Origin of the sequence: Rhodococcus sp. NPDC076796 (assembly GCF_040702765.1) — a bacterium.
Taxonomy (GTDB): Bacteria; Actinomycetota; Actinomycetes; order Mycobacteriales; family Mycobacteriaceae; genus Rhodococcoides.
Genome location: NZ_JBFBMS010000006.1, coordinates 30666 through 46267, shown reverse-complemented (window position 1 = coordinate 46267; position 15602 = coordinate 30666). Strand labels below are relative to the sequence as shown.

Annotated in this window: 16 protein-coding genes; 12 read left to right on the top strand and 4 right to left on the bottom strand. The window is 65.2% G+C overall.

Translation table 11 applies throughout. From position 1 onward, the window contains the following. Positions 1-39 precede the first annotated feature (39 nt). Genes recO through AB0366_RS18880 form a run of 4 tightly spaced genes read left to right on the top strand, consistent with a single transcriptional unit; the run spans position 40 to position 3103 of the window. Complete coding sequence (gene recO / locus AB0366_RS18895; protein WP_008715506.1) at positions 40-873, top strand: DNA repair protein RecO; 834 nt, start codon at positions 40-42, stop codon at positions 871-873. Then, positions 830-1648 (top strand): isoprenyl transferase, encoded by an 819-nt coding sequence (locus AB0366_RS18890; RefSeq protein WP_366245251.1) that lies wholly within the window; start codon positions 830-832, stop codon positions 1646-1648. Before recO ends, AB0366_RS18890 begins: the two co-directional genes overlap by 44 nt. Beyond that, a complete protein-coding gene (locus AB0366_RS18885; protein ID WP_366245250.1) occupies positions 1641-2060 on the top strand; it encodes a hypothetical protein in 420 nt (139 codons plus the stop codon). The genes AB0366_RS18890 and AB0366_RS18885 overlap by 8 nt, the downstream gene beginning before the upstream one ends. 50 nt (positions 2061-2110) lie before the next feature. Next, positions 2111-3103, top strand: coding sequence for an iron-siderophore ABC transporter substrate-binding protein (locus tag AB0366_RS18880; protein WP_366245248.1), 993 nt, complete (start codon positions 2111-2113; stop codon positions 3101-3103). Positions 3104-3109: 6 nt separating this feature from the next. Here the strand turns inward: AB0366_RS18880 and AB0366_RS18875 are convergent, their stop codons facing one another. Continuing rightward, on the bottom strand, positions 3110-3550 hold the full coding sequence (locus tag AB0366_RS18875) for a Fur family transcriptional regulator (RefSeq protein ID WP_366245246.1): 441 nt from the start codon (positions 3548-3550) through the stop codon (positions 3110-3112). Beyond that, a complete protein-coding gene (locus AB0366_RS18870) occupies positions 3547-4008 on the bottom strand; it encodes a metalloregulator ArsR/SmtB family transcription factor (RefSeq protein ID WP_366245244.1) in 462 nt (153 codons plus the stop codon). The genes AB0366_RS18875 and AB0366_RS18870 overlap by 4 nt, the downstream gene beginning before the upstream one ends. A 185-nt stretch (positions 4009-4193) precedes the next feature. Between AB0366_RS18870 and AB0366_RS18865 the strand changes: the two genes are divergently transcribed. After that, positions 4194-5579 (top strand): glycine--tRNA ligase, encoded by a 1386-nt coding sequence (locus AB0366_RS18865; RefSeq protein ID WP_121869514.1) that lies wholly within the window; start codon positions 4194-4196, stop codon positions 5577-5579. A 70-nt stretch (positions 5580-5649) separates the two neighbouring features. On the opposite strand, the gene AB0366_RS18860 is transcribed toward AB0366_RS18865, so the two are convergent. Continuing rightward, positions 5650-7608: a TPM domain-containing protein gene (locus tag AB0366_RS18860; protein ID WP_366245241.1), complete on the bottom strand. Its 1959-nt coding sequence runs from the start codon at positions 7606-7608 to the stop codon at positions 5650-5652. A gap of 221 nt (positions 7609-7829) precedes the next feature. Here AB0366_RS18860 and AB0366_RS18855 point away from each other — a divergent pair, with 221 nt between their 5' ends. Genes AB0366_RS18855 through dnaG form a run of 7 tightly spaced genes read left to right on the top strand, consistent with a single transcriptional unit; the run spans position 7830 to position 15352 of the window. Continuing rightward, positions 7830-8759: an ABC transporter ATP-binding protein gene (locus AB0366_RS18855; protein ID WP_366245240.1), complete on the top strand. Its 930-nt coding sequence runs from the start codon at positions 7830-7832 to the stop codon at positions 8757-8759. Further along, the gene (locus AB0366_RS18850; RefSeq protein WP_366245238.1) at positions 8756-9559 is read left to right on the top strand and encodes an ABC transporter permease; all 804 of its coding nucleotides are present in this window, start codon (positions 8756-8758) and stop codon (positions 9557-9559) included. The genes AB0366_RS18855 and AB0366_RS18850 overlap by 4 nt, the downstream gene beginning before the upstream one ends. A gap of 46 nt (positions 9560-9605) precedes the next feature. Beyond that, positions 9606-10715 (top strand): sensor histidine kinase, encoded by a 1110-nt coding sequence (locus tag AB0366_RS18845; RefSeq protein ID WP_366245236.1) that lies wholly within the window; start codon positions 9606-9608, stop codon positions 10713-10715. A gap of 12 nt (positions 10716-10727) precedes the next feature. Beyond that, positions 10728-11336, top strand: a complete 609-nt coding sequence (locus AB0366_RS18840; protein ID WP_094612772.1) for a response regulator transcription factor — start codon at positions 10728-10730, stop codon at positions 11334-11336. Positions 11337-11391: 55 nt separating this feature from the next. Next, positions 11392-12108, top strand: coding sequence for a YdcF family protein (locus AB0366_RS18835; RefSeq protein WP_366245235.1), 717 nt, complete (start codon positions 11392-11394; stop codon positions 12106-12108). Further along, positions 12109-13383, top strand: coding sequence for a deoxyguanosinetriphosphate triphosphohydrolase (locus AB0366_RS18830; protein WP_366245234.1), 1275 nt, complete (start codon positions 12109-12111; stop codon positions 13381-13383). A gap of 52 nt (positions 13384-13435) precedes the next feature. Beyond that, a complete protein-coding gene (dnaG, locus tag AB0366_RS18825; RefSeq protein ID WP_037193018.1) occupies positions 13436-15352 on the top strand; it encodes a DNA primase in 1917 nt (638 codons plus the stop codon). On the opposite strand, the gene AB0366_RS18820 is transcribed toward dnaG, so the two are convergent. Continuing rightward, positions 15349-15594, bottom strand: a complete 246-nt coding sequence (locus tag AB0366_RS18820; protein WP_141217061.1) for a hypothetical protein — start codon at positions 15592-15594, stop codon at positions 15349-15351. The genes dnaG and AB0366_RS18820 overlap by 4 nt on opposite strands. Positions 15595-15602: the final 8 nt, after the last annotated feature.

Here is a 15602-nt window from a genome sequence, read left to right as displayed (position 1 = left end):
AACGGTCACCGCCGCTGCGCGCGTGGGACACTGGATCACGTGAGGCCATACCGTGACAACGCAGTCGTCCTGCGCCAGCACAAGCTGGGTGAGGCCGATCGCATCGTCACGTTGCTGACCAGGGAGAACGGGATCGTGCGGGCTGTCGCCAAAGGGGTTCGCCGCACCAAATCCAAGTTCGGTGCGCGGCTCGAGCCGTTTGCGCACATCGACGTTCTGCTCTATCCAGGACGCAACCTCGACATCGTCACCCAGGTGCACACGGTCGACGCGTTCGGCGGAGACATCGTGGCCGACTACGGTCGCTACACCACCGGTTGCGCGGTTCTCGAAACTGCCGAACGGCTGGCAGGCGAGGAGCATGCACCCGCGCAGCGGCTGCATCAGTTGACCGTCGGTGCCCTGCGCGCCCTCGCGCAGCACGTCCGGCCTCCCGAGCTGGTGCTCGACGCGTATCTGCTGCGCGCGATGGGGTTCGCCGGATGGGCTCCTGCACTGACCGACTGCGCGCGGTGCGCAGCGGTGGGGCCACATCGCGCTTTCCATGTCGCTGCCGGTGGGGCCGTGTGTGTGCATTGCCGGCCGCCGGGATCGGCTACGCCGTCGACCGGGGTTCTCGATCTGATGGTCGCGCTCGAGCGGGGGGAGTGGGACTACACCGTCACCACCTCCGATGCCGTCCGCAAGCAGGCCAGTGGACTGGTGGCAGCACATCTGCAATGGCATCTGGAACGACAGTTGCGCACACTTCCGCTCATCGAACGCTCGCACCCGCATCAGGTGCCGCTGGCGCAACCTGACTCCGTGTTCGCCGACACCGTCGGGCAGGATGGGGACCGTGATTCGACGACGAGAGCCGCAACCCCGGCCTGACGAACAGTCGGCAGTGCGACCTCCCGATCCGCATCCGTCGGGCGCTCGGCCACCGATCCTGCAGCCGGAACTCATTCCTCGCCATGTCGCTCTGGTGATGGACGGCAACGGCCGTTGGGCGCAGGATCGTGGTCTGCCGCGGACCGCGGGGCACGAGCAGGGTGAAGCGGTGCTCATGGACGCCGTGTGCGGGTGCATCGAGATCGGGGTGCAGTGGTTGTCCGCGTACGCATTCTCGACGGAGAACTGGAAGCGCAGTCCCGACGAGGTCAAGTTCCTGATGGGCTTCAATCGTGACGTCATTCGTCGTCGACGCGACGAGATGAACGAGATGGGCGTCCGGGTTCGCTGGGCCGGCCGTCGACCGAGGTTGTGGGGCAGTGTGATCAAGGAACTCGAAGTTGCCGAGGAGTTGACGAAACGCAACACCGTGATGACGTTGACGATGTGCGTCAACTACGGTGGCCGGGCCGAGATTGCCGATGCCACAAGAGAAATCGCTCGACAAGTGGCCGCAGGCAAGCTGAACCCCGAGAAGATCACCGAGGCCACCGTCGCCAAGTACCTCGACGAATCGGATATGCCCGACGTGGATCTGTTCCTGCGTCCGTCGGGGGAGCAGCGGACGTCGAACTTCCTGCTGTGGCAGTCCGCCTACGCGGAATTCGTGTTCCAGAAGAAGCTCTTCCCGGATTTCGACCGTCGGGATCTGTGGGAGGCGTGTATCGAATACGCCTCGCGGGACCGACGATTCGGTGGAGTGAAGTATGAGTGACAGCGCGAACGGGACACCGGACGAGGGGCTTTCGCTGCAGGCCCGTGCCCAGTTGGCGCTCTCGCAGTTCGCGACGGTCACACTCGGCGACGAGGGTTCTCTCGGTTTCGACTATGCGGGCGCCCTGTGCTCGCTGCGTGCCGTTCGACTTTCACCCGAACTCGAGGTGCTCTCGCTCACTGCGGTCTTGGCGTGGGACCGGCCGCTGAAGCCTGCTCTGCACAAGAAAGTTGCCGACCGCAATGCGGATTCGCAGTTCGGCGCGATCTCGGTCAATACCCACGACAAGCTCGCGGATGTGTTGCTGCGCTACACCTTTCCTGCCAACGGCCTGGATGACGAGGCGATGTTGACGATGCTCATTCTGGTGCTCGCCGGAGTGGAGAAGGCGCGCGAGGGCTTGCTGCCCTGACCGGTCAGCTAAGGTTTGCCTGTACTTACTTTCCAGTAGAGGCGGATGCGATGACTGTGCGGTGGACCCGAATGCTCACGGCAGCGGTGGCGGTGATCGCTCTCGGTGTGGCCGTAACGGCCTGCTCCACGGCCGACACCGGCGACACTGCGACGCAGTCGGCGGACGGTGCATTCCCGGTCGTCATCGATCACATCTACGGCAGCACGACCATCGCCGAGAAGCCGACCCGCATCGTCACGCTCGGGGTGTCCGACGCCGATGCCGTCATCGCGCTCGGCACCGTTCCGGTCGGCAACACCGGGTACGCGTTCTACGAGACCGGACTGGGTCCGTGGACCGACGAGCTGGTCGGCGACGCGCCGTTGACTCTGCTGGGCTCGGAGTCCGAGCCGAACTTCGAGCTGATCGCCTCTCTGGCACCGGATCTCATCACCGGACTCAACGCGGGCTTCGACGAGGCGACGTACGACAGGCTCAGCGGCATCGCGCCGACGGTCGCCCGACCTGCAGGATCGGCTGCCTACGCCGTCGATCGTGAGGTGGCCACCGACACCATCGCTCGCGCGATGGGTGAACGCGACCGCGGTGAGGAGTTGAACGCGCAGACCGACGATGCGCTCGAGCAGGTTCGAAACGAACATCCGGAGTTCGCGGGTAAGACTGCCGCAGTGGTGCTTCCGTACGATGGCCAGTTCGGCGCATATCTGCCCGGGGATGCCCGCGGCACATTCGTCACCTCGCTGGGCTTCGAGGTCCCGGAATCGATCCGCGCCCAGGACGACGGCACCAACTTCTTCGTTCCGGTCTCGGCCGAGAACATCTCGATGCTCGACGCGGACCTGGTGCTCTATCTCGGTACCGGTGACGACATCGACGTGGTGGCGGAGAACCCGATCTTCGGAACGCTCGATGCTGCACGGCGCGATGCGATCGTTCCGTTGTCCACCGATCAGCGTGGAGCGATTACGTACAACTCTGTGCTGTCGATTCCGTTCGCTGTCGACGCATTGGTACCTCGCGTGGCAGAGGCCGTCGCCTGAGCGGACTCACCGCGCGGCAGCGCTGCACTGACTGCAGGTGCCGAAGATCTCGATCGTGTGGCTCACGTCGCTGAAGCCGTTGGATTCGGCCATACTCTGCGACCACTTCTCGACGGTGGGGCCTTCCACCTCGACGGTGAAGCCGCACGAGCGGCACACCAGGTGATGGTGATGTCCGGAGGAGCAGCGTCGGTAGACCGACTCGCCGTTGTCGGTGCGCAGTACGTCGACAGTCCCGGCGTCGGCCAAGGTCTGCAGTGTGCGATACACCGTGGTGAGGCCGATGCCCTCACCACGTTTGCGCAATTCGTCGTGCAGATCCTGTGCGGACTTGAACTCTTCGATGGTGTCGAGCAGATCCGAGATCGCACTGCGCTGCTTGGTGGCCCGCACTCCGACGACGACGGGTCGTCTGGGTGTGGCGGTGTCGGTGGACTTGTCGGTCACAGGTTCCGGCCTTCCTCGGCGTGGGCCACGGCGTCGACGACGATGTGGGAGAGGTGATCGTCGACCAATCGGTACAGGACCTCGCGTCCGTTGCGTTCTCCGCGCACCACACCCGCTGCCTTGAGTACCCGAAGGTGCTGGCTGATCAGCGGTTGCGTGACACCGAGGGCGACCACGAGTTCGTGGACGCACCGCTCGGACTCCCGCAGCTGCAGCACGATGGCGATGCGGACCGGGGCCGCGAGTGCGCGCAGGATGTCGCCCGCCGCGGTCAGAGTCTCCTTCGGCGGGATGTGAGCCGGGGGAGCGGCGGCGAAAGGATCGCCGGAGTGCAACGGGTGCTCCGGGTCCTGCCGGTGGGTCGTACTGGCTTCCACTGTCGAGTCCGTGGACACGGTTGCGGCTCCTTCGATTGCCGGTTCGTTGCCGGCGGACTCTCCCTGCACGATCGACGTCATGGCATCAGGTTAGTGCAGTAGTTGTTATTGCAAATCGTATTCATTGTGATATGCACAGGTGCGCATGTCAACTTCCGCACTCGACCGCTGTTCGGTTTCGCCCGCCGAGCCAGATAGTCTGATCAGGGCGAAAACCGCCCACGTCACCTCTTACACGATGTAACCGAAGATGGAGAGCTCCGCCAGTGGCACCCAAGTCCAAAGTCGAAACCGTCGCCAACCTCGCCAAGCGCAGAGGCCTCGTCTACCCGTGCGGCGAGATCTACGGCGGTACCAGGTCTGCCTGGGACTACGGTCCGCTGGGCGTCGAGCTCAAGGAGAACATCAAGAAGCAGTGGTGGCGCAACATGATCACCAGCCGCGACGACACCGTCGGGCTGGATTCCTCGGTGATCCTGCCGCGTGAGGTGTGGGAGGCGTCCGGCCACGTCGAGACGTTCTCCGACCCGCTGGTGGAGTCGCTGCACACGCACAAGCGGTACCGCGCCGATCACCTCATCGAGGCGTACGAGGAGAAGCACGGCCACCCGCCGGAGAACGGCCTGGCCGACATCCGCGATCCCGAGACCGGTGAACCGGGCTCGTGGACCGAACCGCGAGCGTTCTCGGGCCTGCTGAAGACCTTCCTCGGCCCGGTCGACAACGAAGAGGGCCTGCACTACCTGCGTCCCGAGACCGCACAGGGCATCTTCGTCAACTTCGCCAACGTGCTGACCACCTCACGCAAGAAGCCGCCGTTCGGCATCGGCCAGATCGGCAAGAGTTTCCGCAACGAGATCACCCCCGGAAACTTCATCTTCCGCACCCGTGAGTTCGAGCAGATGGAGATGGAATTCTTCGTCAAGCCTGGCGAGGACGACGAGTGGCACCAGTACTGGATCGACTACCGCATGAAGTGGTACACCGATCTCGGTATCGATCCGGAGAACCTGCGACTCTACGAGCACGCCAAGGAGAAGCTGTCGCACTACTCCAAGCGCACCGTGGACATCGAGTACAAGTTCGGTTTCCAGGGCAGTGCGTGGGGCGAGCTCGAAGGTGTCGCCAACCGCACCGATTACGACCTGTCGGTGCACTCGAAGGCGTCGGGCCAGGACCTGAGCTACTACGAGCAGGCCACCGACACCCGCTACACCCCGTACGTCATCGAGCCTGCGGCCGGTCTGACGCGTTCGCTGATGGCATTCCTCGTCGACGCGTACACCGAGGACGAGGCCCCCAACGCAAAGGGCGGCGTCGACAAGCGCGTCGTGCTCAAGCTCGACCGTCGTCTGGCTCCGGTGAAGGTCGCGGTGCTCCCGCTCTCGCGCAACGCGGACCTGACGCCCAAGGCGAAAGATCTTGCGCAGCAACTGCGTCAGTACTGGAACGTCGAGTTCGACGACGCCGGAGCCATCGGTCGCCGCTACCGTCGCCAGGACGAGATCGGTACCCCGTTCTGCATCACAGTCGACTTCGACACGCTCGACGATCATGCCGTCACCATCCGCGAGCGCGACACGATGGCGCAGGAGCGCGTCGCTCTCGATCAGGTCGAGGGATACATCGCGTCTCGTCTGATCGGCGCGTAACAACCTCACACACACCACAGGGCCCGATCTCATCGCGAGATCGGGCCCTGTCGTGTGTGGTCGAGAAAGCCTAGAAGCGGCCGCCGCCACCACCGAATCCGCCGCCACCGCCGCCTCCGCCGAAGCCCCCGCCGCCACCGAATCCGCCACCGAAGCCTCCGCCACCCCCGCCGCCGCGAAGCACACTGTTGATCAGGATGCCGCCGAGCACCGCGCCGGCGATGTTGCCTCCGCTGCTGCCCCCGCGAGGACCGTGACGATTTTCCCAGTTCTGTACATCGGCCTGGGCGATCTGCGATGCGCGCGAGGCCAATTGGCTGGCGGCGTGAGCATGCTTGAGAGCTTCGTCGGGGTTCTCGTCGCCCAACTGGCGCGCCGCGCCGAGGTGGCGTTCGGCCTCGGACAGGCGCGTTCTGGCGTCGGCACCCACTCCGCCGCGACGGGTCGAGATGTAGTCCGCGGCAGCGGTGATCTGCGCCTGAGCGGCCGCGATATCGCGCTCCAGACGGGCCCGCAGTTGGTCCTCGGCAGCCTTCTCCGCCGACGCCTCGTCGACGATCTTCTCCAGTTCGGCATCCGCTTCGGCGAGGGCGGTGTAGCTGCCGAGTGGATCCGAGGACTGGGCCGTCTCCGCGTTCTGCAGCGCAGTCTGCGCCGCAGTCATGGCCGACTGGAGTTCGGCACCGCCGTGTTCGGTCAAACCACGTGCCTGCTCGATGTCGCGGCGAACGTCCGCGATGGCGTCGGGCAGGGTGGCGATGGCATGCCTGATGTCGTCCCGGGCATGGTCGACTCCGTCGAGGAGTGTCTTGGCCTGGTCGACGGCTCGTTCGGCCGTCCTGATCGCGGTGACCGCAGGCCCCTGCTTTCCGGGCGGGAGTGCTGCCGCCTTGCGGCCGGCCTCGATGTTGTCCTCGGCCAGCGCGAGTCGCTCCTGTGCCATCGTGACGTTGTCGGCGATGGATTTCAGTGCCGTCTCGGAGAACTCCGAATGCAATTCAGCGAGCAAGGTTTCCGATTGCGGAATCCTCACCGTCAACCCGATGATCGCCTGGGTCAGCTCGTCGAGATGGGCGTCGGCGTTCATCACGAGATCGCGGAAACCGTCGAACTCCTCCACTCGCGAATCGAGTTCGCGATCGGCCTGGCCACAGGAGGAGATGATCTCGACGAGCATCGCGCGCCGCTGATCGGGAGTTTCCGGAATGGCGTCGTCGAGGCGTTGACGGATCTCGAAAGCGGACGCGAGGGCTCGCTTGGCGTTGTCGTGGGCGGAGATGAACGGTGCGGCCGCAGAATCTCCGAACTCTCCACGGGCGAGGTTCAATTCCTCCTCGCTGGCGCGTACGGCATTGTCGGTCTCGACCAGAATTTCCTTGGCCCGGGTGTCGAGGACGTCGATGGGGAAGGCAGCGAGTGCGGCCGGGTCGCTCGGGTCGATCTTCGCCACGGCCTCGACCTCGGCTGCAACGCGGGCCTTCTTGCGCCGGGACGAGTAGACGACGGCTCCGCCGCCGGCCACGGCCAGTGCGCCGACGCCGATCAGCAGTGGTGCCGACGAGCCGCCGCTGCCGCTCGAGGCGTACGCGTCGCCGAGTGCACCGGCCGCCGCAATGGCCGCACCGGACCAATCTTCCTCGCGCAGTGCGGGTTCGACGTCGTCGACGCGGATGTCGTTCTGCTCCGAGGTGGTGACCTGTGACAGCCCGGTGTTCACAGCGAGGTAGTACGAACGGTCGACGGTCGCCACGGCGAGCAGAACGTCGCGCGCACCGAGGTCACTTCTGGTGTACGTCTGCTCGGCCCAGTTCGCCGCCGACATGTTGTCGAAGTCCGCGACGTAGGTGACCCACAATCGAAGCTGGCTGCTGCCGTAGAGGTCGTCGATCGAGGTCTGCACCTCGGCGAGTGCATCGGGGTCGAGTGCCTGGACGTTGTCGGTGATCTGCGTGGCCAGCCGCGAGGGAGCCTCGGCGGATGCAACCCCTGGCGCGAGCAGGACCGCGGCGAACAGGGTCAGAGCACCCACAGCGGCGAGACGACGAAATCGATGGACCGAGCTTCGGACGGCTGACTTTCGAACGACTGTGGCGCTGCTGTGCCGCCGGTGCTGGACTGCCATGCACTGAAATCTACCGGCTGGGCGGCGAGGAGATCGAGCAGGTCGATGCGGATGCATGACAGTTGTCACCTCGCAATCGTGACGCTCGAACGAGGTCGACGCTGCTCGATCGCAGCAGAGTGATTCCCATGACCACAACCAAGGCAGTCGAACTACGGGACGTCACCAAGACCTACGGCTCGGTCCGGGCGGTCGACGGGCTCAGCCTGTCCATCGAACCGGGCGAGGTCGTCGCATTTCTCGGACCGAACGGAGCGGGAAAGACGACCACCATCGACATGATGCTCGGCCTGGCAACACCCACCACCGGCTCGGTGTCGGTGTTCGGGGGAACGCCCGCCGACGCGATCGCCCAGGGCCGCATCTCGGCCGTCATGCAGACCGGCGGTCTGCTTCGCGATCTGACCGTCCGCGAAACCGTCGAGCTGACGTCGGTACTGTTCGCCCGCACTCGGTCGGTCAAGGAGGTTCTCACTCGGGCCGGCATCGCCGACATCGGAGATCGCCGAGTGGCCAAATGCTCGGGCGGGCAGCAGCAGCGACTGCGATTCGCGCTCGCACTGCTGCCCGATCCGGATCTGCTGGTACTCGACGAGCCGACCACCGGCATGGACGTCGAGGGGCGTCGCGACTTCTGGAACGCCATCCGCCAGGACGCCAGCACCGGCCGAACGGTGCTGTTCGCAACGCACTATCTCGACGAAGCCGACGCGTACGCGGACCGCATCGTGCTGGTGCGGCACGGCAAGATCGTCGCCGACGGCAGCGCCGCCGAGGTCAAGAACCTGGCGGCAGGGCGCACCGTCACCGCCACGCTGCCCGGCGTCGACCAGTCGGTGTTGCTGGCTCTACCTGGGGTGGATCGCGTCGACACACGTGGCGATCGGGTGATCGTGCACGGACGCGACTCCGACGCCGTGGCCCGGTACCTGCTCAACGACGCACATGCGACCGATCTGGAAATCGTCTCGCGCAACCTCGAGGACGCATTCCTCGCCCTGACCACCGATTCTGACAACGACACAGCCGAGAACGAACTCGCCGGGAGCATCCGATGACCACGACCACGCCGTCCACGACCACCCGCACACCTGCCAGAGCTGTTGCCTGGGGCGGCTTCTCGCCCACATTCCTCCGACTCGAGATCCGCAGACTCTTCCGGAACAAGCGAACTCTGATCTTCACCTTGGTGATGCCGCCGGTGTTCTTCGTCATCTTCGGCACGCAGTCCGACTACAGGACCAATTACCCTTTCGCGCACGGAAACGTCACCGGCTACATCGCCATCAGCATGGCCGTCTACGGCGCGATGCTCGCCACCACCAGTGGGGGAGCGATGGTCTCGGTCGAACGAGCTCAGGGGTGGAGCCGACAGTTGCGGTTGACCCCGCTGAAGCCCGTCGCCTACATCGTCACCAAGGTCCTCGTGGCCATGACGATGGGTGCAGCCTCGATAGTCGTGGTGTTCGTCGTCGCGAAATTCTTCGGGGCGGACATGCCGATCTGGGTGTGGATCGTCAGCGGTCTGATCGGCTGGATCGGCTCGGCGGTGTTCGCCGCATTCGGACTGTTCATGGGCTACCTGCTGCCGTCGGAGAACGTGATGCAGATCCTCGGACCCGTGCTCGCGTTCCTGGCGTTGGCGGGCGGACTCTTCGTTCCTCTCGGTGACAGCGGCTGGTTCCCGATGCTGGCCCAGTTCACCCCGCTCTACGGGCTGGCCACCGTATCCCGGGCCGCGTTCGCCGGGACCGAAACCGGAACGTTGCTGATCGCCGTGATCAATCTGGTGGTCTGGGCGACGATCTTCATCGCCGGCGCGGCGATTCTGTTCCGGAGAGACACCACGCGTGCTTGAGACCGAAACCGCTGATCGTGTCGCCCACAGGGATACCGTGGGCGACATGACCACGTTCACCGCCGACCTGCCGGAGGGGCGGGTCTGGCGGTTCGGCTGGATGTTCGGAGCCATCTGGCTGATCTACCTGATCTACCCCCTCAACGAGATTCTCGCTCTGGCCTCGGTGGCGGAACGGGTCGCCGGGATCGTTGCGATCGTCTGTTTCGGTGCGGTGTTCACGACCACCTTCTGGCGTTTCCGCAACGGCCATCGTCGAGGGAATCCGTTGCCCACGTCGCAGGCATGGATCGCGCTCGCGGTGATGGTCGCCCTGACCGTCGCGATGAGTGCCCTGGTCGGAACTACCGGCTTCGGCGCCACCGTCTACATTGCCGTCCTGGCGATGATGACCCTGCCCGTCCGACACGCGTGGACGTTGGTCGCGGTGATGGTGGTGATCGTCGAACTGGCACCGCGCCTGATCTCGTCCTGGGTGCCCGACACCTTCTTCGCATTCCAACTCCTGATCAGCGCGGCCGCGGCATGGGGAATCACCCAGGTCTTCCAGCGCAATCACGAATTGGCCGTGGCCAGGCAACAATTGGCAGATCTGGCCATCGTGGCCGAACGCGAGCGCATGAGCCGGGATGTGCACGACATCCTCGGCCATTCCCTGACCGTCATCACAGTCAAGAGTGAACTGGCCGGCAGGCTCATCGAGATCGACCCCGCCCGAGCGGCCGTGGAGATCGCCGAACTGGAAACCCTTGCTCGGCAAGCACTTGCCGATGTCCGCAGTACCGTCGGGGGCATGCGGCAGGTCGATATCGGATCCGAATTGGCCAGTGCGCGAACGGCATTGACCGCTGCGGGAATCGACGCCGATCTTCCCGGTGACGCCGACGTGGTGCCACTGCGATACCGAGAACTGTTCGGTTGGGTGATCCGGGAAGCGGTGACCAATGTGGTTCGACACTCGAGTGCGCGACAGTGCCGGGTGACGCTGACGGCGTCGAGCATCTCCATCGTCGACGACGGAGTGGGACCGGCAGACAAGCAGTCCGGCGGCAACGGTCTACGTGGGCTGGGTGAGCGAGTGGCTGCCGCGGGTGGCGCACTGACGATCGCCCGGGTGCCGACCGGTGGGTTCAGGGTGGAGGTACACGGTGAATAGGACTCAGGCGCAATGACCATCACACTGTTGCTGGCCGACGATCAGGCTCTGGTGCGGGGTGCACTGGCAGCTCTGCTGGGGCTCGAACACGATCTCGACGTCGTCGCCGAGGTGGGACGCGGGGACGAGGTTGCCGCTGCCGTTCTCGAACATCGACCCGACGTCGTTCTGCTCGACGTGGAGATGCCCGGCAAGAACGGTATCGAGGTCACCGCCGAACTGGCGCTCGTCGCACCGCAGTCGAGAGTGCTGATCGTCACCACGTTCGGGCGACCCGGTTACCTGCGACGCGCCATCGATGCGGGTGCGTCGGGTTTCGTGGTCAAGGACACCCCCGCCAAGCAGCTGGCCGACGCGGTTCGACGCGTGCACATGGGGCTTCGCGTGGTCGATCCGACGCTGGCGACCGAGACCCTCACCGACGGCGTCTCTCCACTGACCGCCCGAGAGCAGGAGGTTCTCCGCGCGGCTGCCCGGGGCGGGACGGCAGGATCCATCGCTGCTCAGGTCCATCTCTCGGAGGGCACGGTGCGCAATCATCTGTCGTCGGCGATAGGGAAGACCGGCACCAGCACCCGGGCCGAGGCGGTCCGGGTGGCCGAGGATCGAGGGTGGCTGTAGCTCGTTCGGGGCGCGCCGTGACCATGCCGATGAGCAGGCCTGGCAAACTCGAGGGGTGAATCCAACTCTCGACCGCGATTCGTACGGCGATCCGTACGACGATCGGTATGCCACGGACCCCGGTCCCGAGCGCCTGGGCTTCTTCGGAACGCTCGGACGCTGGACCGGTCGGCTGGTCGCGGGAGTGGTGCTGATGTCGTTGGTGCTGGTCGCGGGAACAGCGGTGCGGGTATGGCAGGTGGCGCGCATCGACGACTATTCCAAGGCGGACGCCATCGTGGTTCTCGGTGCTGCGCAGTACAGCGGCACACCCTCGACGGTGTTCGAGGCACGACTGTCCCAGGCCGCGTCTCTGTACGAGCAGGGAATCGCTCCCGAGATCGTCACCGTCGGTGGCAAGCAGGAGGGCGACCTGTTCACCGAGGCCGCGTCGGGCCGCAACTATCTGATCGATCAGGGAGTTCCCGCCGACGCCATCATTGCCGTCGAGACCGGCTCGGACACCCTCGAGAGCATCGAGGCAGTGAGCAACACACTGCGCGAACAGGGCAAGTCGTCGGTGGTGTTGGTCAGCGATCCGTGGCATTCACTACGCACTCGAACGATGGCGCGCGACGCCGGACTGGACGCCTGGACCTCGCCGACGCGTACCGGTCCCGCCGTCTACACCAGAGAATCTCAGGCACACGGGATCGCCAGGGAGACGGGCGCTCTGCTGTGGTACCAGCTGACCCACTTCACCGCGGACTTCTCCTACACGGCAGGCCAGTAGATGACCGGCACATACTCGGCGCACGACGTCGAACGATTCGTCACCGAACCTCCCAAGACCGCAGGACTGCGGGTCGGGGCAGACAACGCCTCGCATCGAAGTGCTTTCGCGCGCGATCGAGCGCGCGTGTTGCACTGCGCCGCACTGCGCAGGCTCGCCGACAAGACTCAGGTCACCGGTCCGCGAGACGGAGACACACCGCGCACGCGATTGACGCACTCGCTCGAGGTTGCGCAGATCGGCCGCAGTATCGCCGAGGGTCTCGGTAGCGATCCCGATCTGGTGGACCTCGCCGGGCTGGCGCACGACATCGGCCATCCGCCCTACGGACACAACGGTGAACGCGCCCTCGACGAAGTGGCCCAGGATTGCGGTGGGTTCGAGGGCAATGCGCAGAACCTGCGGATTCTCACCGGACTCGAGCCGAAGATCCTCGACGCCGACGGCCGCAGTGCAGGACTCAACCTGACCCGAGCCTCGCTCGATGCCGCCACGAAGTACCCGTGGATCCGGCCCGCCCCCGGCGCAAAATTCGGTGCTTACGACGACGACTCCGCCATTCTGGGCTGGGTGCGCGACGGCGCACCGGACAAGCACAAGTGCCTCGAAGCGCAGAGCATGGACTGGTCCGACGACGTGGCCTACTCGGTGCACGACGTCGAGGACGGCGTCATCGACGCTCGAATCGACCTACGGGCGCTGTCCGATCCGATCGAGCGACGCGCCCTCGCCGAACTCGGCGTCTCGGAATTCCGCGGACTCGATGTCGACGAACTGATCGAGGCCGCCGATCGCCTGTCGAGGATGCCCGTCGTCGTCGCGGTCGGACGCTACGACGGCACTCTCGCCGCATCCGTAGCGCTCAAGCACATGACCAGTGAACTCGTTGGGCGCTTCGCCACCGCCGCCATCGAGGGCACCCACGAGAAGTACGGCACCGCGCCCTTGAGTCGCTACGACGCCGATCTCGTGGTGCCGTCGATCGTCGGCTCCGAAGTCGCGCTGCTCAAGACCATGGCCCTGCGGTACGTGATGTCCGACGCAGGGCACAAGATCCGGCAGGAGCGTCAACGCGACCGCATCCACCGCGTCGCCGAGTGGTTGATGCGCTCGGCTCCCGGCGAGCTGGATCCCATTCTGGTGCCCGCCTGGCAGCGGGCGGGCAGCGATGCCGAACGGACCCGAGTGGTGGTCGACCAGATCGCGTCCTACACCGAAAGTCGACTCGAACTGATCGACAAGCGTTCGCTCGGAGCTCAGGCCAGCTGGGGCTGACCGCTCCGCGACCGAATGTGGGTAGGTCCGGATCGGGACTAGACTGCCCTTCGTGGCCGGCCGAATTCCTGAACGCGACATCGCCGCCATTCGCGAACGCACACGGATCGAAGACATAGTCGGCGACTACGTCTCTCTCAAGCGCGCGGGCGGCGACTCCATGAAGGGGTTGTGCCCCTTCCACGACGAGAAATCTCCGTCGTTCCACGTCCGCCCCAACCACGGTCACTATCACTGCTTCGGCTGCGGCGAAGGAGGTGACGCCTACTCCTTCCTCCAGAAGATCGAGCACATCTCCTTCGTCGAGGCCGTCGAGCAATTGGCCGATCGGTTGAACTACTCGATCTCCTACGAGGGCGGAGGGCCGTCGGTTCAACGTGACCGCGGCACCCGAGCGCGCTTGATCGCCGCGAACGCGGCAGCGCAGGAGTTCTACGCGGGCAGGCTCAGCGGTCCTGACGCCCAGGCTGCGCGGGACTACCTCACCGAACGCAACTTCGACGGGCACGCTGCCCTGGCCTACGGCTGTGGGTACGCGCCGGACGGCTGGGACACCCTCACCAAACACCTGCTGGGCAAGGGCTTCGAGGCCAAGGAGATCGTCGACGCGGGGTTGGCGACACCCGGCAAGCGCGGTACACCCATCGACCGTTTCCGGCGCCGGTTGGTGTGGCCCATTCGCAGTCAGAGCGGCGACGTCATCGGCTTCGGCGCACGCAAGCTGTTCGACGACGACACGATGCCGGGTAAGTACATCAACACCCCGGAAACCATGCTGTACAAGAAGTCTCAGGTGCTCTTCGGTCTCGATCTTGCCCGCAAGGAGATCGCGAAGTCGCATCAGGCCGTCATCGTCGAGGGGTACACCGACGTGATGGCGATGCACCTGGCAGGCGTCAAGACTGCGGTGGCGTCCTGTGGAACCGCATTCGGCGAGGATCACCTGGCGATGCTGCGTCGACTGATGATGGACGACAGCTATTTTCGGGGCGAAGTGATCTACACCTTCGACGGCGACGAAGCCGGCCAGGCCGCCGCGATGAAGGCATTCGAGGGTGATCAGAAGATTGCCGGTCAGACGTTCGTCGCTGTCGCGCCGGACGGAATGGACCCGTGTGACTTGCGGTTGAAGTCCGGCGACAACGCCGTTCGCGATCTCGTCGCCAGACGCACGCCGATGTTCGCGTTCGTCGTCAAATCGCTGCTGCGAGAACATGATCTGGACACGCCCGAGGGTCGAGTCGAAGCATTGAAGCGAACCGTCCCCGTGGTTGCCCGCATCAAGGACGCGTCGCTTCGGGACGAGTACGCGCGGCAGCTCGCCGGCTGGACCGGGTGGGACGACACCGCGATGGTGCTCGCCCGCGTGCGCGACGAGGCGAAGAAGGGGGCCAGGGGCGACACGAGCGGCAAGCGTGTGCCGTTCGAGAAGCGTCAGGCAGCTCCGGTGGAGGCCCCCACGGGACCTCCGCGTCCCAACCCCACCGATCCGTCTCTGTGGCCGCAACGGGAAGCACTCAAGGCGGTACTGCAGATGCCTGCGATGGCAGGCACGGTGTTCGATTCGCTCCCGCCGGAGAGCTTCCATCACCCGGCGTACTCGGCCGTGCGCGACGCAGTGGCCGCTGCCGGCGGCACCGCTGCGGGCTTGGGTGGAGGGGAGTGGGTCGACGCCGTGGCCAAACAGGCCAAGGACGCCGTAGTCGTGTCGTTGGTCACCGAGTTGGCCGTCGACCCGATGCGCGTGGCCGACGACGCTCTCACCCGCTACATCTCGGGCGTACTCGCACGGCTCCAGGAAGTGTGGGTCGGCCAACAGGTGGCCGAACTCAAATCGAAACTGCAGCGCATGTCACCGGTGGAGAAGCCCGACGATTACAACGCGTTGTTCGGCGACCTCATCGCCCTCGAGCAGTACCGCCGCAGTCTGCTCGAGCTCGCGGTAGGAAGTGTGGCCGAGGTCGGTTAGCGCCGCAGCTGATCGCGGGGAACGAAGACCTGGGTCTCGTCGTCGATCGGCTGCATCGGTTCCAGTCGCGGCTGAGTGTTCAGGGAGTCGGACAGCTTCTGACGGCCGACCTCGATCGCCTTCTTGGTGGCCGGGCTCGACGCGACGGCGCTCGCTGTCTTGCGAATCTGCTCGTATCGGCCACGTCCTGCCTTGGCACCGAGCACATACGCAGCTCCAGCCGCCAGTACCAAACGAATCATCAGTAGGT

Coding starts and splice junctions, on each gene's coding strand:
- AB0366_RS18890 (WP_366245251.1), top strand. CDS start 830: ATGGGGACCGTGATTCGACGACGAGAGCCGCAACCCCGGCCTGACGAA.
- AB0366_RS18885 (WP_366245250.1), top strand. CDS start 1,641: ATGAGTGACAGCGCGAACGGGACACCGGACGAGGGGCTTTCGCTGCAG.
- AB0366_RS18880 (WP_366245248.1), top strand. CDS start 2,111: ATGACTGTGCGGTGGACCCGAATGCTCACGGCAGCGGTGGCGGTGATC.
- AB0366_RS18870 (WP_366245244.1), bottom strand. CDS start 4,008: ATGACGTCGATCGTGCAGGGAGAGTCCGCCGGCAACGAACCGGCAATC.
- AB0366_RS18855 (WP_366245240.1), top strand. CDS start 7,830: ATGACCACAACCAAGGCAGTCGAACTACGGGACGTCACCAAGACCTAC.
- AB0366_RS18850 (WP_366245238.1), top strand. CDS start 8,756: ATGACCACGACCACGCCGTCCACGACCACCCGCACACCTGCCAGAGCT.
- AB0366_RS18845 (WP_366245236.1), top strand. CDS start 9,606: ATGACCACGTTCACCGCCGACCTGCCGGAGGGGCGGGTCTGGCGGTTC.
- AB0366_RS18840 (WP_094612772.1), top strand. CDS start 10,728: ATGACCATCACACTGTTGCTGGCCGACGATCAGGCTCTGGTGCGGGGT.
- AB0366_RS18830 (WP_366245234.1), top strand. CDS start 12,109: ATGACCGGCACATACTCGGCGCACGACGTCGAACGATTCGTCACCGAA.
- AB0366_RS18820 (WP_141217061.1), bottom strand. CDS start 15,594: ATGATTCGTTTGGTACTGGCGGCTGGAGCTGCGTATGTGCTCGGTGCC.